16 protein-coding genes are annotated in these 19,212 nt (G+C 71.6%); 3 read left to right on the top strand and 13 right to left on the bottom strand.

Annotated elements, in window-relative coordinates; translation table 11 throughout:
* Window positions 1-58 precede the first annotated feature (58 nt).
* The 12 genes from B7P34_RS19650 to B7P34_RS19705 all read right to left on the bottom strand — a co-directional run bounded on the left by B7P34_RS19650 (window position 59) and on the right by B7P34_RS19705 (window position 14,832).
* A complete protein-coding gene (locus B7P34_RS19650; protein WP_106678237.1) occupies window positions 59-652 on the bottom strand; it encodes a Uma2 family endonuclease in 594 nt (197 codons plus the stop codon).
* A gap of 102 nt (window positions 653-754) precedes the next feature.
* Entirely contained in the window at window positions 755-2,032 is a 1,278-nt protein-coding gene (locus tag B7P34_RS19655) for a thymidine phosphorylase (RefSeq protein WP_106678193.1), read from the bottom strand.
* A 104-nt stretch (window positions 2,033-2,136) separates the two neighbouring features.
* A complete protein-coding gene (locus B7P34_RS19660; protein ID WP_106678194.1) occupies window positions 2,137-2,532 on the bottom strand; it encodes a cytidine deaminase in 396 nt (131 codons plus the stop codon).
* The gene (locus B7P34_RS19665) at window positions 2,529-3,821 is read right to left on the bottom strand and encodes an ABC transporter permease (protein ID WP_106678196.1); all 1,293 of its coding nucleotides are present in this window, start codon (window positions 3,819-3,821) and stop codon (window positions 2,529-2,531) included. Before B7P34_RS19665 ends, B7P34_RS19660 begins: the two co-directional genes overlap by 4 nt.
* The gene (locus B7P34_RS19670) at window positions 3,818-4,924 is read right to left on the bottom strand and encodes an ABC transporter permease (RefSeq protein ID WP_106678197.1); all 1,107 of its coding nucleotides are present in this window, start codon (window positions 4,922-4,924) and stop codon (window positions 3,818-3,820) included. Before B7P34_RS19670 ends, B7P34_RS19665 begins: the two co-directional genes overlap by 4 nt.
* On the bottom strand, window positions 4,921-6,675 hold the full coding sequence (locus B7P34_RS19675) for an ABC transporter ATP-binding protein (protein WP_223268019.1): 1,755 nt from the start codon (window positions 6,673-6,675) through the stop codon (window positions 4,921-4,923). Before B7P34_RS19675 ends, B7P34_RS19670 begins: the two co-directional genes overlap by 4 nt.
* A 272-nt stretch (window positions 6,676-6,947) precedes the next feature.
* On the bottom strand, window positions 6,948-7,979 hold the full coding sequence (locus B7P34_RS19680) for a BMP family lipoprotein (RefSeq protein WP_106678239.1): 1,032 nt from the start codon (window positions 7,977-7,979) through the stop codon (window positions 6,948-6,950).
* A gap of 395 nt (window positions 7,980-8,374) precedes the next feature.
* Window positions 8,375-9,628 carry an amidohydrolase gene (locus B7P34_RS19685; RefSeq protein WP_223268014.1) on the bottom strand — a complete coding sequence of 418 codons (1,254 nt, stop codon included), beginning with the start codon at window positions 9,626-9,628 and terminating at the stop codon, window positions 8,375-8,377.
* Window positions 9,629-9,729: 101 nt separating this feature from the next.
* Window positions 9,730-11,013 (bottom strand): hypothetical protein, encoded by a 1,284-nt coding sequence (locus tag B7P34_RS19690; RefSeq protein WP_223268015.1) that lies wholly within the window; start codon window positions 11,011-11,013, stop codon window positions 9,730-9,732.
* A gap of 11 nt (window positions 11,014-11,024) precedes the next feature.
* A complete protein-coding gene (locus tag B7P34_RS19695; protein WP_106678201.1) occupies window positions 11,025-11,966 on the bottom strand; it encodes an N-acetylneuraminate synthase family protein in 942 nt (313 codons plus the stop codon).
* 122 nt (window positions 11,967-12,088) lie between these two features.
* Complete coding sequence (locus B7P34_RS19700) at window positions 12,089-13,333, bottom strand: acylneuraminate cytidylyltransferase (RefSeq protein ID WP_106678241.1); 1,245 nt, start codon at window positions 13,331-13,333, stop codon at window positions 12,089-12,091.
* 158 nt (window positions 13,334-13,491) lie between these two features.
* Complete coding sequence (locus tag B7P34_RS19705; RefSeq protein ID WP_223268016.1) at window positions 13,492-14,832, bottom strand: DUF6716 putative glycosyltransferase; 1,341 nt, start codon at window positions 14,830-14,832, stop codon at window positions 13,492-13,494.
* Between the two features lie 187 nt (window positions 14,833-15,019).
* On the opposite strand from B7P34_RS19705, the gene B7P34_RS19710 reads away from it, so the two are divergent.
* The 3 genes from B7P34_RS19710 to B7P34_RS19720 are packed head-to-tail and all read left to right on the top strand — an operon-like array spanning window position 15,020 to window position 18,524.
* Window positions 15,020-16,009, top strand: coding sequence for a glycosyltransferase family 2 protein (locus tag B7P34_RS19710; RefSeq protein WP_106678204.1), 990 nt, complete (start codon window positions 15,020-15,022; stop codon window positions 16,007-16,009).
* On the top strand, window positions 16,009-17,388 hold the full coding sequence (locus tag B7P34_RS19715) for a polysialyltransferase family glycosyltransferase (RefSeq protein ID WP_106678206.1): 1,380 nt from the start codon (window positions 16,009-16,011) through the stop codon (window positions 17,386-17,388). Before B7P34_RS19710 ends, B7P34_RS19715 begins: the two co-directional genes overlap by 1 nt.
* The gene (locus B7P34_RS19720; RefSeq protein WP_106678208.1) at window positions 17,385-18,524 is read left to right on the top strand and encodes an acyltransferase family protein; all 1,140 of its coding nucleotides are present in this window, start codon (window positions 17,385-17,387) and stop codon (window positions 18,522-18,524) included. Before B7P34_RS19715 ends, B7P34_RS19720 begins: the two co-directional genes overlap by 4 nt.
* On the opposite strand, the gene B7P34_RS19725 is transcribed toward B7P34_RS19720, so the two are convergent.
* Window positions 18,495-19,154 carry a TetR/AcrR family transcriptional regulator C-terminal domain-containing protein gene (locus tag B7P34_RS19725; RefSeq protein ID WP_106678210.1) on the bottom strand — a complete coding sequence of 220 codons (660 nt, stop codon included), beginning with the start codon at window positions 19,152-19,154 and terminating at the stop codon, window positions 18,495-18,497. The two genes, B7P34_RS19720 and B7P34_RS19725, sit on opposite strands and share 30 nt — an antisense overlap.
* Between the last annotated feature and the right edge of the window lie 58 nt (window positions 19,155-19,212).

The following is a 19,212-nucleotide window of genomic DNA, read 5'->3' on the forward strand; positions in this document are numbered from 1 at the left end:
GGTTCCCCGCCACCTGTCCTGGCGGGGAACCGGCCCCCCTTCGGGTTCCGTGGCGCTGTCAGGTGACAGGGAACGCCGCCGTCATGATCGTGAGGTCAAACGGCTCCGGAAGATCGACATCCTCGCCGAACTTCCCTGCGTGCAGCACACGGTAGACATCGTCCTTCGGCTCACCGTAGAGGGTGATCGTCGGGCCTCCCGGAGCCCATCGGTCGACCAGCAGATAGAGCGGCACCATCGCCCGGGCGTAACCAGCAGCCTTCTTGATCCGGTCATGGTTTGCGTTGGTCTTCGAGGTGATCTCGACGATCAGCTCGGCACCTGCCGCCGGAACGAAATTGTCGGACTCCACACGCAGAACAGCCTTGGGTACTACCGCGATATCCGGGATGAAGAGGCCGCTGCGCGAGGGAACGGACGTCCCCAGCGTCTGGTAGATGCCCCAGTCCTCGGGGATCACCTGGTACAGGCGGCGTTGGATGATGTCGGCGATGTCGTTGTGATCGATGGCGGGTGCGGGCGACACGGTGATGATCCCCTCGATGATCTCCACCTTGCAGCCCTCGGGCGCGTCCGTCTCCTGCCAGATACGGACGAGCTCCTCCCACTCGGGGTCGGAACCCGGCGAGTAGTCGAGAGGGAGTGCACTCATGGCGGTCTCCTTTTGTCGGAACATCACCGAGCCCAGCATGCCGAACGGGACCGGCGGAGGTCCACCGGTCCCGTTCACCCGTACGAGTAAGACAGCTGGCGCTTACGCGATCCGGTCCAGCACGATCGGGTTCGCCGTGAAGTCCGTGCCCTCGGGGGCGATCTCCACGCCGCCCTCCAGGGCCTTCAGCGCGTAGTCGAACTTCTCGGGGGTGTCCGTGTGGAGGGTCATGAGGGGCTGGCCCTCGGTGACCTTCTCGCCCGGCTTGGCGTGCATCTCGATGCCCGCGCCGAACTGCACCGGGTCCTCCTTGCGCGCGCGGCCCGCGCCGAGGCGCCAGGCGGAGACGCCGACGGCGTAGGCGTCGAGCTTGGTGAGGACGCCGGACGCGGACGCGGTCACCACGTGCTGCTCGCGGGCGACCGGGAGCGCCGCGTCGGGGTCGCCGCCCTGGGCCTGGATCATGCGGCGCCAGTGGTCCATGGCGGTGCCGTCGCGCAGGGCCTTGGCCGGGTCGGCGTCCTTGATGCCGGCCGCGTCGAGCATCTCGCGGGCCAGGGCGATGGTGAGCTCGACGACGTCGGCCGGGCCGCCGCCGGCGAGGACCTCGACGGACTCGCGGACCTCGAGGGCGTTGCCGGCGGTGAGGCCGAGCGGGGTGGACATGTCCGTCAGGAGGGCCACGGTCTTGACGCCGTGGTCGGTGCCCAGGCCCACCATCGTGGACGCCAGCTCGCGCGCGTCCTCGATGTTCTTCATGAAGGCGCCGGAGCCGACCTTCACGTCGAGGACGAGCGAGCCCGTACCCTCGGCGATCTTCTTCGACATGATGGAGGACGCGATCAGCGGGATCGCCTCGACCGTGCCGGTGACGTCGCGCAGGGCGTAGAGCTTCTTGTCGGCCGGGGCGAGGCCGTCGCCCGCGGCGCAGATGACGGAGCCGACGTTGCGCAGGACGTCCATCATCTCGTCGTTCGAGAGCAGCGCGCGCCAGCCGGGGATGGACTCCAGCTTGTCCAGCGTGCCGCCGGTGTGGCCGAGGCCGCGGCCGGACAGCTGCGGGACGGCCGCGCCGCACGCCGCGACGAGGGGCGCCAGCGGCAGCGTGATCTTGTCGCCGACGCCGCCCGTGGAGTGCTTGTCCGAGGTCGGGACGGGCAGCGAGGAGAAGTCCATGCGCTCGCCGGACTTGATCATCGCGGCGGTCCAGCGGGCGATCTCCGCACGGTCCATGCCGTTGAGGAGGATGGCCATCGCGAGCGCGGACATCTGCTCGTCGGCGACCTCACCGCGCGTGTACGCGTCGATGATCCAGTCGATCTGCTCGTCGGTCAGACGACCGCGGTCGCGCTTGGCGCGGATCACGGAAATGGCGTCCATCAGCACATTTTCCTTAAGTTCGTAGTCCTCAGGTCTTTCCGGGGCCGGAAAGTGACCCGGAGGGGCTGCTGCAAGAGCAACCCCTCCGGCGCTTAGGGACATCTTTAACGATTCAGGTCAGCGGGCCCAAACGCATCGGGCAGGAGCTCCGCCAACGGGCGGATGCCGGTCGCCGTGTCGACGGCCAGCTCCGGGCCGCCGTGCTCCCACAGCAGCTGCCGGCAGCGCCCGCAGGGCATGAGCACGTTGCCGTGCCGGTCGCAGCAGGTGAAGGCCACGAGCCGGCCGCCGCCGGAGGCGACGAGCTCCGAGACGAGGCCGCACTCGGCGCACAGGGCGACGCCGTAGGCGGCGTTCTCCACGTTGCAGCCGCTGACGATGCGGCCGTCGTCGACGAGGGCCGCCGAGCCGACGGGGAAGCCGGAGTACGGGGCGTAGGCCCGGGACATCGCGTCCCGGGCCTTCCCGCGCAGCTCCTCCCAGTTGGGGGAAGAGGTCACTTTCCTTGGCCCTTCCGGTAGGGCTTGCCGTTCGCCTTGGGCATCCGCAGGCGCTGCGAGGACACCGACAGGACGAGCAGCGTCGCCACGTACGGGGTCGCCACGACGAGCTCCAGCGGCACGGTGTCGGTCGTGACGTACCAGACGACCAGCAGGGCGCCGATCACACCGGCGATGGCCGCGGCCCGCATCTTGCCGGCCTTCAGGCGCCACGCGGCGAAGCCGACCAGCAGCACGGCCAGGAGCAGCAGCAGCGCGTGGACGGTCGGGCCGCCGGAGCGCAGCTGGAGGCTGTCCATGAAGCCGAACAGGCCGGCGCTCATGGCCACGCCGCCCGGCCGCCAGTTGCCGGAGATCATGGTCGCGAGACCGATGTAGCCGCGGCCGGCGGTCTGGCCGTCGGAGTACATGTGCGTGCCGATGGCGAGGAACGCGCCGCCGAGGCCCGCGAGGGCGCCGGAGACGACCACGGCCGCGTACTTGTACGTGTAGACGTTGACGCCGAGGGACTCGGCGGCCACCGGGCTCTCGCCGCAGGAGCGCAGGCGCAGGCCGAAGGCGGAGCGCCACAGCACGTAGAAGGTGCCGGCGAAGAGCAGCACGGCGACGATCGTCAGCCAGGAGACGTCGGTGACCAGGCCGCGGACGATGCCGGCGAGGTCGGAGACGAGGAACCAGTGGTGCTTCTCCACGGTGCCGAGCCAGTCGGACAGGCCCGGGATGGAGAAGTTCGGCATGTCGGCCATGACGGGCGACTGCTTGTCGTTGCCGCCCGCCTGCTGGGCCGCGCTGCCCTCCGCGCCGAACAGCAGCTTGGCGAAGTACTGCGTGACGCCGAGGGCCAGGATGTTCATGGCCACACCGGAGATGATCTGGTCGACGCCGAAGGTGACGGTGGCGACCGCGTGCACGAGGCCGCCGACCGCGCCGCCGATGACGCCGGCGAGCGCCGCGGCCCACGGGCCGTGCTGCCAGCCGATCCAGCCGGCGCAGAAGGTGCCGAGCATCATCATGCCTTCGAGGCCGATGTTGACGACGCCCGCGCGCTCGGCCCACAGCCCGCCGAGACCGGCCAGGCCGATCGGCACGGCGGCGGCGAGAGCGGAGCTGTACTGACCGGAGGAGGTCAGGTCATTGGCGTCCGTGATCATCCGCAGGACGGAGAGCAGGAGCAGGGCCCCCGCGATGATCAGCAGGACGACGGGGTAGGAGAGCTTGCGCCCGCCCTTGCTGTCCTTGTTCTTGCCGCTCAGCCGGTCGGCGAGGGCGGCGGTGAAGGTCGTACTCACGCGGAAACCTCCGCCTTCTCGCTCTTACGGGCCTGGGCGGCGAGCTCCTCGCCGACCTTGCGCTGCTGCATCTTGAGGCCGTACCGGCGCACGAGCTCATAGGCGATGACGACGCACAGGACGATGACGCCCTGGATGACTCCGACGATCTCCTGGGCGTAGCCCTCGAACTCCAGCTGGGTGCCGGTGCGGTCCAGGAAGCCCCAGAGCAGGGCGCCGGCCACCATGCCGATGGGGTGGTTGCGGCCCAGGAGCGCGATGGCGATGCCGGTGAAGCCGATGCCGGCGGGGAAGTCGGTGCCGTAGTTGTACGAGACGCCGAGCAGGGTCGGCATGCCGACGAGGCCGGCCATGGCGCCGGAGAGCAGCATGGCGGTGATCACCATGCGCTTGACGCTCACGCCGGAGGCGTGGGCGGCGGACTCGGACTGGCCCACGGTGCGCAGGTCGAAGCCGAAGCGGGTGCGGCCGAGCACGAACCAGTAGGCGAAGCCGGCGAGCACGGCGATGATCACGAAGCCGTAGATCGGCTTGGGCGTGGTCGGGATCTCGAAGAAGTGCGCCGAGTCGGGCAGGTAGGGCGTGTGAACGAGGTTGCCCTCCTTCACCGCGAGCCGGCCGTCCTTCAGGAAGTAGGCGATGACCGAGGCGCCGATGGCGTTCAGCATGATCGTGCTGATCACCTCGCTGACGCCGCGGGTGGTCTTCAGCAGACCGGCGATGCCCGACCAGAGGGCGCCCACCAGCATCGCGACGATGATGATGACCGGGATCTGGATGATGCCCGGCAGCGTGAGCGCGCCGCCGACGGCGGCGGCGAAGAAGGCCGCGATGCGGTACTGGCCGTCGACGCCGATGTTGAACAGGTTCATCCGGAAGCCGATGGCGACGGCCAGCGCGGACAGGTAGTACGGGGTGGCCTTGTTGATGATCCAGACCTGGCTGTCGGCCTTCGAGCCGAAGTCGATCATCACCTCGTAGGCGTGGAACGGGTCCTTGCCGGTGGCGGCGATGATGATCGAGGTGATCGCCATGGCGGCCACGATGGCCAGGAGCGGGGCGGCGATGCCCAGGATCACCTTGTTCTTGTCGAACTTCTTCACTTCTCGTCACCCTCCCCCGCGGTGTCGTCGCCCTTGGCGCTCTCTTCACCGGAGGCGTTCTTCTTGCCCTTGGCGGTGTCTTCGCCGGAGGCGGTCTCCTCGCCGGAGGCGGCTCCGCCTTCGGCGGACTCCTCGCCCTTGGCGGTCTCCCCGCCGGAGGCGGTCTCCGCAGTCTCTTCGGTCTCCTCGGTGTGTTCGAGGTGGCCGGTTGCGGCGCCGGTCATGGCCGAGCCCAACTCCTCCGGGGTGATCGTGGCGGGGTCGGCGTCGGCGACCAGGCGGCCGCGGAACATCACCCGCAGGGTGTCGGAGAGCCCGATCAGCTCGTCCAGGTCGGCGGAGATCAGCAGCACCGCCAGGCCCTCGCGGCGCGCCTCGCGGATCTGGTCCCAGATCTGCGCCTGCGCGCCGACGTCCACGCCCCGGGTGGGGTGCGCGGCGATGAGGAGCTTGGGCGCGTGGCTCATCTCGCGGCCGACGATCAGCTTCTGCTGGTTGCCGCCGGACAGGGAGGCCGCGGTGACCTCGATGCCGGGCGTGCGCACGTCGTACTCGCGCACGATGCGCTCGGTGTCGGTGCGGGCGGCCTTGTTGTCGAGGAGGCCGCGCTTGTTGTTGGGCTTCTCGGTGACGTGGCCGAGGATGCGGTTCTCCCACAGCGGGGCTTCCAGCAGCAGGCCGTGCCGGTGGCGGTCCTCGGGGACGTAGCCGATGCCGTCCTCGCGCCGCTTGCGGGTCGGCGCGTGGCTGATGTCGGTGCCGTCGAGGACGATCGTGCCGCCGTCGGGGTCGCGCATGCCCATGATGGCCTCGACGAGCTCCGCCTGGCCGTTGCCCTCCACACCGGCGATGCCGAGGACCTCGCCCTTGTGGATGGTCAGGGAGATGCCGTCGAGGACCGCGCGGACGACGCCGTCGGGGTCGGTCGCCGACAGGTGCAGCCCGTCCACCTTCAGCATCTCGACGTCGGTGACCGTCGACTCGCGGGTCTCCGGCGAGGGCAGCTCGCTGCCGACCATCAGCTCGGCGAGCTGCTTGGGGGTGGTCTCGCTGGGGACCGCGGTGCCGACGGTGGTGCCGCGCCGGATGACGGTGATGTCGTCGGCGACGGACAGCACCTCGCCGAGCTTGTGCGAGATGAAGATGACCGTGAGGCCCTCGGACTTGAGCTCGCGCAGGTTGCCGAAGAGCGCGTCGACCTCCTGCGGGACCAGGACGGCGGTCGGCTCGTCGAGGATCAGCGTGCGGGCGCCGCGGTAGAGGACCTTGAGGATCTCCACGCGCTGGCGGTCGGCGACGCCGAGGTCCTCGACGAGGGCGTCGGGGCGGACGGCCAGGCCGTACGCGTCGGAGATCTCCTTGATCTTCGCGCGGGCCTTGCCGCCGATGCCGTGCAGCTTCTCGGCGCCCAGGACGACGTTCTCCAGGACGGTGAGGTTGTCGGCGAGCATGAAGTGCTGGTGCACCATGCCGATGCCGCGCGCGATGGCGTCGCCCGGGCTGTGCAGGGTGACCTGCTCGCCGTCGAGCGTGATCGTGCCCTCGTCCGGCTTCTGCATGCCGTAGAGGATCTTCATCAGGGTCGACTTGCCGGCCCCGTTCTCGCCGCAGAGGGCGTGGACGGTGCCGCGGCGGACCGTGAGGCGGATGTCGTGGTTGGCCACGACACCGGGGAACCGCTTGGTGATGCCCTCGAGTTCTACTGCGGGGGCCTGCGTACCTTCGGCTTCGGTACTGGTGGACGCTTTGATGGCGCACTCTCCTCGGGGAAGGGAGCGGGAGGAAGAAGCGGAACCGCCCGGGCGGGGACCGGGTCGAGCTCCGTTGGGGCGGGGGCGACGCTACACGCGTCAATGGCACGCTACGCGCGTAGCGTTGGCCGCAGTGCCCCCGGCCGGGGGCCGGGGGCGTGTGTACGGGCCCGGCGGAGAGGTCCTCTCTCGCGCCGGGCCCGAGGGGCCTTGCGGGTCCGGCCGGTCACGCGGACCGGCCGGAAGGCGCCGGTCAGGCGACCGGCAGGGGCTTACTTGACCGTGGAATTGACCTTGACCTTGCCGTCCACGATGTTCTTCTTCGCTTCCTCGATCTTCGCCTTGATGTCGTCGATGAAGCCGCCCGAGGTGGCCAGCGAGACGCCGTTGTCCTTGAGCAGGTAGGGGTGCGTGCCGGTGAGCGGCTTGCCGTCCTTGACGCTCTTGATCATGTCGAAGACCGCCACGTCCACGTTCTTCACGACCGAGGTGAGGATGTGGTCCTTGTACTTCTCCAGACCCGGCTGCTGGTACTGGTCGGAGTCGACACCGATGGCCCAGGCGTCCTTCTGGCCCGCGACGGCCTCGATGGAGCCGTTGCCGGAGAGGCCGGCCGCCGTGTAGATCACGTCGATGCCGCGGTCGAGCATGCCCTTGGCCTTGTCCTTGGCGGCCGCCGGGTCGTTGAAGCCCTTGTCGGTGCTGCCGAGGTACTCGGAGGTGACCTCGACCTTCGAGTTGGTCTCCTTGGCGCCCTGCTCGAAGCCCGCCTGGAACTTCTTGATCAGCTCGTTGTCCATACCGCCGATGAAGCCGACCTTGCCGGTCTTGGACTTCAGCGCGGCGGCGACACCCGCGAGGTAGGAGCCCTCGTGCTCACCGAAGGTGATGCTGTCGACGTTGGCGCCCGGGACGACCGAGTCGACAATCGCGAAGTTCGTCTTCGGGAACTCCTTGGCGACCTTCTCGATCGACTTCGCGTAGTTGAAGCCGACGCCGATGACCGGGTTGTAGCCCTTGTCGGCGAGGGAGCTCAGGCGCTGCTCGCGCTCGGCCTCGGTCTCGCCGTTCTTGGCGGTCATCATCTTGCTCTTGATGCCCAGTTCCTTCTCGGCCTTGTCCAGGCCGCGAGCGGCGGACTCGTTGAAGGAGTGGTCGTCACGGCCGCCGACGTCGAAGGCGAGACCGACGCCCTGGCCGCTGCCGCCACCGGACTCGGTGGACGACTCGCCGCAGGCGGTGAGGGTGAATGCGAGAGCCGCGGTGCTGATGCCCGCGACAGCAATGGTGGATACCCGGCGCACGAGGGGCCCCTTCACTCGAAGCGCCTCCTTTGGCGCTGGTCGCCGGAATCGTAACGCGCGTAGATGGAGGGAAAAGGGGTAGAACAAAGCCGTTATCGGATCGAGGCGAACCACTATTGACCCGTTTGCGTCCTGGATAGACACATCCGGCCCAGTCCCGCCTGGGATCTGCCATCCGGACCCCGGATAGGTTTTACGTACAACGTGATCTGGCCCCAATCGGCCAGGTTTTACGTACAACGTGACCTGCGACGCTTGATCCACGCCCGGCCCGGCATCAGCGAAGCCAATATGCACGGCATTGTGCAAGCAATACGCTCCTCGCCGCCTCTCCCGCTTCCGCTCTCACCGCTCCCCTCACCACTCCTCTCACTGCCCCTCAAATCCGGTGCTTGCTACAGCTGAACCCGGTGGCCGTCCAGCAATGCGGCGGCGGTGAAGAGTTCGACTCCGGCGGTGATGGAACCCTCATCGACGTCGAAATCGCCGCAATGCAGGTCGCGGCGGGTCGTATCGCCCACGGGGCGGACGCCCAGCCGGGCCATCGCCCCCGGCACGCGCTCCAGGTACCAGGAGAAGTCCTCGCCGCCCAGGCTCTGCTCGGTGTCCTCCACGGAGTCGGGGCCGCGGCGGGAGGTCATCGCGCGGCGCAGCAGGTCCGCGATGTCGGCGTCGTTGACCACGGGGGGCACCCCGCGGACGTAATTGATCTCTGACTTGGCCCGGTGGAGGGCCGCGACCTCGTCGATCGCGGCATGCACCAGGTCGGGGGCGTCCCGCCAGGCGTGCAGGTCGAGGCAGCGGACGGTGCCGGAGAGCTCGGCGTGCTGCGGGATCACGTTGGGCGCGTGGCCCGTCTCCATCCGGCCCCAGGTGAGGGAGAGGCCCGAGCGGGCGTCGACCCGGCGGGCCAGCACCGCGGGCACGTCGATGGCGATCCGGGCGGCGGCGGTCACCAGGTCGGTGGTGAAGTGCGGGCGGGCGGTGTGGCCGCCGGGGCCGGCCAGGGTGACCTCCAGCCGGTCGCACGCGGAGGTGATGGGGCCGACCCGCAGGCCGATGCGGCCGACCTCGACCTTCGGGTCGCAGTGCACCGCGATGATCTTGCCGACGCCCTCCAGGGCCCCGCACTCGATGGCGTCGAGGGCACCGCCCGGCAGCACCTCCTCGGCGGGCTGGAAGATCAGCCGGACGGGGTTGGGCAGCCGGCCCTGCTCGGCGAGGTCGGCCAGGACCAGACCGGCGCCGAGGGCCGCGGTCGTGTGCACGTCGTGCCCGCAGGCGTGGGCCATCCTGGGGACGGTCGAGCGGTACGGGACCGTCTTGGTGTCCGGGATGGGCAGCGCGTCGAGATCGGCGCGGATCGCCAGCATCGGCCGGGCGGGCACGCCCGGCTCCCGGCCGATGTCGCAGAACAGCCCGGTGCCCGTGGACAGCGTCCGCGGGGAGAGCCCGGCCCGCTGCAGTCTCGCCTTGACCGCCGCCGTGGTCCGGAACTCCCGGTTGCCCAGCTCGGGGTGCATGTGCAAATCCCGCCGGAACGCGATGAGTTCGTCGCGCAGCCCCGGGGGGAGCGCACCGGCGAGCACCCCCTCGCCCGTCCCCTGAGAAGTGGCAGTCCCGGCGTCGCAAGGCATCAGATGGTTCACGCAGGGAAGAGTAGAGCCCCCGCCCGGGCAACTGCCCCCCGATCAAGAAAAGTTCAGCCGCATGGATGGCGCATCTGAGGGGTATGACCAGTCTTTACGGCTCAGGGAGCGCTCAGGGGGCTGGCCGGAAGTCGCCGCACATCCCGGGCCGTGTCCGTCACCTCGGACAGGAAGCCCTCGGCCCGCGGCGAGGCGCGCTCCGTGAGCCATACGGGGTCGATGTCGCAGACCGCGACGGTGATCCCGGTGCCCGCGAGGGCCAGCGGCAGCGTGTGCACGACGGTCGAGGGGAAGCTGAGGACGGTGCGGCCGACGGGCCCCCGGCGGGCCACGATCTCCAGGGGCAGTTCGGGGCGCACGACTTCCAGCCCCGTCCGGTCCGCTATGCGGCGCAGCTTCTCCGCGCTCTCGCGGCGGTGGGCGAAGTAGCGCGTGGCGCCGTGCGCGCGGGCCAGCGCCGCGACGGCCCCGAGGTAGTGCCCTGGGTCCACGACCCCGGTCTCGACCAGGGACGTTCCCACGAGGTCCGTGCCCTGGGAGATCCGGGGCGGGCCGAAGGCGGCGCGCGTCCAGGCGAAGTCGTTGGCCCTGACCTGTACGCCGGGTGGCGGTTCCACCGGGAGGGAAGTGAACGAGGTGAACACCTCCACGCTCCGGCGATCGTTGGGCGTCAGCATCCGGCGCGCTGAAGCAGAGACCGGCGCGAAGAGCAGATCGCGCGCCCCCAGGCTGCCGCGCCGGTGCCACCGTACGAGGCTTTCACCCCGCGCGAGTTGGGCGACGAACTCCATGGTGGCCGTTCCGTCGTCGACCACGACCAGCTCACGGGCCCGGGTGATCGTCAGCAGCAGCTGGACATAGCGTGAGAACGGGTCCCCGATCACGATCCGCCGCGCCCGGCGGAGCGGGCCCGCGAGGCCGCCGACCGTGGCCACCGGCGCCGTGGGCCCGCCCCGCGCCTCCTCCCAGCGCACCTCGTGCCCCTGGTCCCGCGCCAGCTCGGCCATCCGGCGCAGCTGGCCCCGCGACATCGGGTCGTGCGGCGCGAGCACGACCACCAGGAGCCCGCTGGGTTCGGGCCGTACGGCCGAGCCCCCCGGCCCGGGTCCGGCGTCCTGGTCGCGCGGCCCGGGCTGCCGGGGCACGGCGCACGCCAGGGGCGGTCCGGGCGCACCGGGGCGGCGGCCGTGGGAGGTCGTCCGGGCCTGCTGCCCGTCCGCACCCGTCGCGTACGCCCATTCGAGGACGTTGAGGAGCTGGACGGGGCTCTCGACGAAGGCGAGGGTGCGGGCGGGGCCCGGGGGTGGGGCCGGGGGTGGGGCCGGTGGCGGGCCTGGGGCCGGTTCCGGCGGCGGGCAGCCGCCCCCGGCGGCGCTCGGGGTCACGTGTCCGCCCGTCAGGCCGTGACCGGTTCGCGGTCGCCGGCCTCGGCGACGACGCCCGCGACCCGGCGCAGCTTGCGCATCGGGCCGAGCTCGCTGTCGTAGACGCGCTTCACGCCGTCGCCGAGGGACTCCTCGACGACGCGGATGTCGCGCACGAGCCGCTGCAGGCCGCCCGGCTCGACGGAGGCGGCCTGGTCGGAGCCCCACATGGCGCGGTCGAGGGTGATGTGGCGCTCGACGAAGGCGGCGCCGAGGGCGACGGCGGCGAGGGTGGTCTGCAGGCCGGTCTCGTGGCCGGAGTAGCCGATGGGCACGTTGGGGTACTCGGCGCGGAGGGTGTGGATCACGCGGAGGTTGAGCTCGGCGGCCTTGGCCGGGTACGTGGAGGTGGCGTGGCAGAGCAGGATGTTCTCGCTGCCGAGCACCTCGACGGCGTGCCGGATCTGCTTCGGGGTGGACATGCCGGTGGAGAGGATCACCGTGCGGCCGGTGGCGCGCAGGGCGCGCAGCAGCTCGTCGTCGGTGAGGGAGGCGGAGGCGACCTTGTGGGCGGGGACGTCGAACTTCTCCAGGAAGGCGACGGCCTCGGTGTCCCAGGGCGAGGCGAACCAGTCGATGCCGCGCTCGCGGCAGTGGGCGTCGATGGCGCGGTACTCGTCCTCGCCGAACTCCACCCGGTGGCGGTAGTCGATGTAGCGCATCCGGCCCCAGGGCGTGTCGCGCTCGATGTCCCACTGATCGCGGGGCGTGCAGATCTCGGGGGTGCGCTTCTGGAACTTGACGGCGTCGCACCCGGCGTCGGCGGCGGCGTCGATGAGGGCGAAGGCGTTGGCGAGGTCGCCGTTGTGGTTGATGCCGATCTCGCCGGTGACGTAGACGGGGTGTCCGGGGCCGGCGAGCTTGCGGCCGAGGGCCCGGACCGGGGCGTACGGGGCGGCGTGCACGGAATTCATACGGGGCGGTTTCCTTCGCGGTACGGGGACGGTGGTGGGGCTCGGGGCTCGGGGCGGGGGCCGGGGGCTCGGGTGGGGGCCGGGGCTCGGGCCTGGGGCCGGGCGGCTTCGGCCCCGTCGGCTCAAGGGGTGGTCAGGGCCGGCCCCAGGAGCCAGGAGGCGATCTCGCGGAGGGCGCCGCTGCCGCCGGGCGCGGAGGTCACGGCCCGGGCGGCGCCGCGGACGGCGTCGTGGGCGTCGGCGACCGCCACGGGCCAGCCGACGAGCCCGAGGCAGCCCAGGTCGTTGACGTCGTTGCCGACGTAGAGCACGCGGTCGGGGGCGATGCCCTGCTCTTCGCACCACTGCTTGAGCGCGCGGTCCTTGCGGTCGACGCCGTGCAGGACGGGCACGCGCAGCTTGCGGCCGCGCGCGGCGACGACGGCGTTCTCCTCGGTGGAGAGGATCAGCAGGGCGAGCCCGGCGCGGCGCAGGGCGGCGACGCCGAGGCCGTCGCCGCGGTGGACGGCGACGAGTTCGCGGCCGTCGGCGTCGATGAGGACCCGGTCGTCGGTCTGGGTGCCGTCGAAGTCCATGACGACGGCGTCGACGTCGGCGCGGGCGGGGAGCGCGGCGGTGCCGGGTCCGTCGAGGAGGGGCGCGAGGGCGCGGGCGCGGGCCAGGTCGTGGGGGTCGTCGACCTCCAGGACGCGGGCGGCGTCGGTGCGGACGAGTTCGGTGCGGCCGAAGAAGCGGTGCCGGGCGGCGCGGAAGCCGTCGGCGCGCATGGCGTAGGCGGCGCCGGTCTCCAGGAGGTCCTGGGGGCGGTCCTGGCGACGGGGGCGGCGGCTCTTGTCGTGGTTGACGCCGTGGGCCGCGGAGTCCTCCGCGGCGCCCTCCCGCCAGACGAAGCCGTGGAAGGGGGCGACGGTCAGGGCGCTGTCGGCGCCGCCCTCGACGACGGCCTCGGCGACGCCGTCGACGTCACCGCTGGTGAGGAAGGGGCTCGTGCACTGCACCAGCAGGACCGTGCCCACTGCGGTGCCGTGCATCGCCTCGTACGCGTCCATCGCGTGCAGCACGGCCGCCTCGCTGGTGGCGGTGTCCCCCGCGATGGCGGCGGGGCGCTGGACGACGACGGCTCCGGCGCCGCGCGCGGTGGCGGCGATGCCGGGGTCGTCGGTGGAGACGACGACGTCGGTGACGAGGCGGGCGGCGCGGCACTCGCGGACGGCGCGGGCCACGAGGGGCACGCCGCCGATGGGGGCGAGGTTCTTCGCGGGCACGCCCTTGGACCCGCCGCGGGCGGGGATGACGGCCAGGACGGCCGGGGAGACCTGGTCAACCGGTTCGGCCGGGGTGGCCTGGGCGGCCTGGGCGGCTCGCATGGCGGGCTCCTTGGGTTCGCGGGGGTTCGGGGGCGGCATCCCGGCGGCGCCGGGCACTTCTCTCCGCCGCGACGGCGAGCGGCCGGCGCGGCGGATTCCGGCGGTGCCGGACCGGGCTCCGGCGGCGCTCTTCCGGGGACCGGACGCCGTAGGGACGGTCACAGCTCCCCCACGCGGCGGATCAGCGGCGCGACCCGCTGGACGCCGTGGCGGTAGGCGCCGCGGGCCGCGTCGCGCAGGGCGGCGCGGCCCGCGCGCCGGAGGGCGCTCTCCTCGCGGGGAGTCCCCGCCCGGCCGGGAAGGGGACGGCCCCGGTGGTCGAGGCCGTGGCGGGCGAGGACGGCGGGGAGGTAGCCGGGTGCGGTGGCGGGCGTGTAGTAGGGGGCGAGCGGGGGGAGGCAGGGCCGGGCGGCGAGGGCGGCGACGCGCTGCCGGGCGGCGGCGAAGACGGCCTCGCCGGAGCCGTCGGCGGGCACGCCGTGGCGGGCGGCCCACTCCGGGTCGGCCTCGGGCACGTGGCCGGCGTCGAGCTGGTCCCAGGAGGCGAGGCAGCCCGAGCCGAGGAAGTGGTGGTTGCCGAGGGCCTCGCGGATGCCGAGGTCGGTGAGCACGGCCGTGGGGATGGCGCGGTGGAGGGACTCCAGGGCCGCGGTGGAACTGACGGTGACGAGGAGGTCCGTGCGGTCGAGGACCTCGCCCATGTGCCCGTAGACGAGGCGGCAGTTGGGCGGCAGCCCGCCGGGCAGGCGTGCGGCCAGCTTCTGGTACGGGAGTTCCTCGATGTGCGTGGTGTGCTCTCCGGGCTTGCTGCGCAGTTTGATGAGCACGTCGCGGTCCGGGTGCGCGCGGGCGTGCGCGGCGGCACGGCGGAGCAGGTAACCGCGGTCGGCACGGCTCTCGGGAACGGAGGGCTGAGCGGCGAACACGACGGTGTACGGGTGGACTTGCCCGTCCGGCGGACCGGTGCGGCGCTCGCCGAGGAACGGCAGCGCCCACTCGGTCACGCAGTCCGCACCGGCGCCCGCTCCCTCGTAGACGGCGCGGAAACGGGCCGCGTCGTCAGGAGAGTTGGCGAGGACGACGTCCGCGCCGTGGCGCAGCAGCAGCCCGTCGGCGAGCTTCTCGTAGACGACGCCCACGTAGCCGGTCACCACGACCGGCCTGGAGGGCGCGCCTTCCCAGGCGGCGGCGAGCCCGTGCAGCACGGCCTGGACGGCGCCGCCGACGCAGGCGAGGACCACGACGTCGTACCGGTCGCGGCCGGCGGTGCGCACGAACTCGGTCCCGGTGACCTCGGTGATCTCCGCCGCGGGCACGCCCACCTCGCCGAGCTGGCGGGCGGTGGGGGTCGCGCGGCCCCGCAGGAGGCGGCCGTCGAGCCGGGCGCCCGGGGCGAGCCGGTGCGCGGTGAGCGCGCCCCATTTCCACCGGGTGTCGGAGTCGGCGAGGACGGCGATCCGCAGCGGGGGTCCGGTACGTGATGGCGTACGTGATGGCACGTCGCCGACGATAGAAATCCATTCCGTTTCGTTGCCCAACGCGAGGGCAACAGCCGGTAAACAGCACACCGACGATCGGCGAATCGGCCCGGCGGCGGGGCGGGTTCATCATTCCGCCGCGCTTCGTTCACCTCCGCGCCCGCCCGCGGACAAGACGAATGCCGGGGGGCCGCCTAATGTCGCCGGGGTGGTCAAGCTCTCCGTCATCGTCCCGTTCTTCAATGTTCAGACCTTTGCGCCCGACGTACTGAGAAGCTTGCGGGCGAACGCCCGTGAGGATTTCGAATTCATTCTCGTGGACGACTGTTCGACCGATGGCACGCCTGCGCTGCTGGAGCGCGCCGGGCGCGAGCTGCCGGGGGCCGTCGTCGTCCGCCACGAGCACAACGGCGGCCTCGCCACCGCCCGCAACACCGGGCTCGGCGCGGCGCGCGGCGAGTACCTGACCTTCCTGGACGGCGACGACTGGCTGGCGCCCGGCTACTACGACCGGCTCGTCGCGTACATCGAGGAGCTGGCCGTGGACTTCGTCCGCACGGACCACGTGCAGTGCACGGGCCGCACCCGCACCGTGCAGCGCGTGCCGCACGGCCGCCGCGGGGTGGTCCTGGACCCGCGCGGCGCGATCCTGCCGGCGGACCGCTCGACGTCCGTCGACTACCCGTACGCGTGGGCGGGGATCTATCACCGGCGGCTGCTGGACGAGGGCCTGCTGCACTTCCGGGACGGCCTGCGGACGGCGGAGGACCGGCCGTGGATCTGGCGGCTGCACCGCGAGGCGCGCACTTTCGCGGTGGCCGGGCTGCTGGGCGTCTTCTACCGGCGCGGGATCGCGACTTCGCTCACCCAGATCGGGGACGTACGGCAGCTCGATTTCCTGCGCGCATTCGATCAGGTCATCGAGGAGACGGCCCTCGACCGCAATGCCGCGGAATTCCTCCCGAAAGCCGTTCGAACGTATTGCGCAATCATTGCCCACCACCTCTCGAATATCGAACGCTTTGAGCCGCAGGTGGCCCGCGCATTGCGGGCGAAGAGCGCGGGCGCACTGCGCCGGCTGCCACCGGAACTCGTCAAGGACGCCGTGAATTCCATGGACTACGACCGCGCGGTCCTCCTGCGCAGGCTGAGGCGGCGGCCGGCCGGGGCCGCGGGCGCTGCCGGGGTGGCCGCCTGATGCCCGTCCCGCCGCCTCCCGCTCGCCGCCGCACGCAGATCTTCCTCGCGTCCACGCTGTACGGCGCCGCGACGCTCACCGCCGCCCTGGACGCCGGCTGCTTCGCCCCCGCCGACCGCAGGCTGCTGCTCGTCGCCAACACCGCCGCCGTCCCGGAGACCACCCCGGCCCTCGACGAGGCGCCCGGCTTCACGCGGCTGCGCACCCGCTTCGACGGCGTCCTGTCCTGGAACGACGCGATCCGCCCCTTCCACCCGTCCGGCTGGTCGCCCCGCCCCGACGACGCGCCCTTGTGGGAGCGGCACCTGAGGCTGCTCTGGGGCCTGGGCGACGACGACGTGTCGCTCGTCGTCGAATCCATCCAGGTCAGCCCGGCGGGCGCGATCGCCCAGTGCTTCGCCGACGCCCCGCTCGACGTCTACGCCGACGGTCTCATGAGCTACGGCCCCACCCGCAACAAGCTCGACCCGCTGATCGGCACGCGCGCCGGCCGGCTGCTCCACCTGGACCTCGTGCCCGGGCTCCGGCCGCTGCTGCTCACGGAGTTCGGCGTCGCGCAGGAGATCGTCCCCACGGAGGCCTTCACCAAGGTGCTGGCCGAACTCGCCGAGGACGCTCCGGCCCTGGACGCTCCCGCGGGCGCGGCGCTCCTCCTCGGCCAGTACTTGTCGGCGCTCGACATCCTCACCCCCGAGGAGGAGGAGCAGCTGCACGTACGGATGCTGCGCGGGGCGGCCGGGCGCGGCCACCGCGCACTCGTCTTCAAACCGCACCCCGCCGCACCGGCCCGCTGGTCGCGGATGCTGGAGGAGGAGGCGGAGCGGCTCGGCGTCACCCTGACGGTCCTCGACACGCCGGTCCTGGCGGAGGTGGCCTACCAGCGGCTGCGCCCGTCACTGGTGGCCGGCTGCTTCTCGACGGCGCTGGTGACGGCGAGGACGTTCTACGGCTTGCAGGCGGCTCGCACAGGCACGGACCTGCTGCTGGAACGGCTGAGCCCGTACCAGAACAGCAACAGGGTGCCGGTGACCTTGGTGGATGCGTGGCTGCCGGAGCTGAGCGCAAGCGCTCAGGACCCCGAGCCCGAAGCGGACCTCACCGGCCTCCTGGCCGCGGTCGGCTTCGCGATGCAGCCCCAGATCTACCCGCACCTGCGCGAGGCCGCAGAAGACTACCTCCGCACCCACCTCACCCCCCGCACCCGCCGCTACTTCAAGCGCCGCCGTCTCACCGCCCTCGCCCTCCCCGGCGGAATCCCGTCGCAGCTGTCGTTCCTGCCGCGCAACGCGGCCGTCCGCAGGGTCGCCCGGCGGGCACGGGCGCTGCAGCGGCGCCTAACCAAGGCGAAGGCGCCGGCCAAGGCAATGGTGAACTCATGACCGCCCCGACCCTCCCCCGGCCGCGCCGCAAAGCGCTCCCCGAGCAACCCGCACCCTTACAGAGCCCCCACGGCGGCAGCCGCCTCCGCGCGCTGGACGCCCTGCGCCTGGTCGCCGCCCTGATGGTGGCGTTCTACCACTACGGCGGCCGGGACGGCGACGTGAGCCGCGCGTGGGGCGTCTCGCCGCGGCACGAATTCCCCACCCTGTCGGGCGCGTTCGCGTACGGCTGCCTGGGCGTCGAGATCTTCTTCGTCATCAGCGGCTTCGTGATCTGCATGAGCGGCTGGGGCCGCCCCCTGCGCTCGTTCTTCGCCTCGCGCGCGGCCCGCCTCTACCCCGCCTACTGGGCGGCGATCGCGCTGGTCACCGTGGCGTTCGCGCTGCCGTGGGTGGGCTACAAGACGGTGTCGTTCAGCGACACGCTCGTGAACCTGACCATGCTGCAGCAGCCGGTGGGCGCCCAGCGCGTGCTCGGCGTGTGCTGGACGCTCTGGGCCGAGCTGCGCTTCTACGCCCTCTTCGCGCTGTTCGTCGTGCTGCCGGGCGCGACCCGGCGCCGCGTGCTGATGTTCTGCGCGGTGTGGACGCTGGCGACGGTCGTGACGACCGCCTCGCACGTGGAGTTCCTGCGGGTCGTCGTGATGCCGGAGTACTCGTCGTACTTCATCGGCGGCATCGGCCTGTATCTGGTGCACCGCTTCGGGAACGACCTCCTGCACTGGGGCGTCGTGGCCGTGAGCTTCCTCGTGGGGCAGCACTACGCGGTGGCGGGCCTGTGGCACGTGCCGAACCCGCACTTCTTCTCGTACCGCTCCCCGTACGTGATCGTGGCCGTCGTGGCGCTCGGGTACGCGGCGGTGGCGGCCGTCGCCCTGGGCAGGGCGAGCTGGATGAACTGGCGTTGGCTGACGCTCGCGGGCGCGCTCACGTACCCGTTCTACCTGGTGCACGAGCACCTGGGGTGGGTCGTGATCGGCGCCCTGCACCGTGGCCTGGGCATCCCCTCGTACGCGACGCTCGGCCTGACCATCGCCCTGATGCTGGGCCTGGCCTGGCTCCTGCACCGCTTCGTGGAGCGGCGGCTGACGCCGCTCCTGCGCAGGTCACTCGACCCCGGCGGCGCCCGGCGTTAGCAGCGTGGCCTCGATGCCGGCGACGACGGCGTGCAGGCCGGTCTCGAAGCCGGCCTCCATCTCGCCGAAGAACTCCGCGCCGGCCGCTATGACGAGGGGGTAGCCCTTCAGGCGGTCGGCGCGGTCCTCCAGGTCGTAGGCGGGGTCGCGCTCGCCGCCCGGCACCGGGTGCACGGACTGCTCCTCCATCACGTACCCCATCGTGTACGTGTTGACGGTGAACCAGGCGCGGGCGGCGGTGCTCGGCGTGAAGCCCGCCGCCACGATCCTCTCCATCATCTCCTCGACCGGCCCGGCGTAGCTGCGGCCGGTCAGACGCGTGCCCCCGAAGACCTTGGCGCCGTCGCGGTAGCCGAGCAGGAAGCGGCGCATCACGCGGGCCGATCCGGCCAGGCACGACTGCCAGGTGCTGCTGTCGACGGCCGACAGCGGCTCGGCCATGCGGCGGAACATCTCCGTCGCGACCTCGTCGAGCAGCTCCTGCTTGTTCTTGAAGTGCCAGTAGAGCGCCGGGGCCTGGACGCCCAGCTCCTTGGCGATCCTGCGCAGGGTCAGGCCTTCGAGGCCCACCTCGTTGAGCAGGTCGAGTGCGGTTTCGGCCACTTGGGCGCGGTCGATGCGAGTTGCCACCTTGACAGCTTAACGGTGTTCAGTTCAGTCTGGGGGCAGCGCGAACTTAACAACGTTA

Source organism: Streptosporangium nondiastaticum (assembly GCF_003011965.1).
Lineage (GTDB): Bacteria > Actinomycetota > Actinomycetes > Streptomycetales > Streptomycetaceae > Streptomyces > Streptomyces nondiastaticus.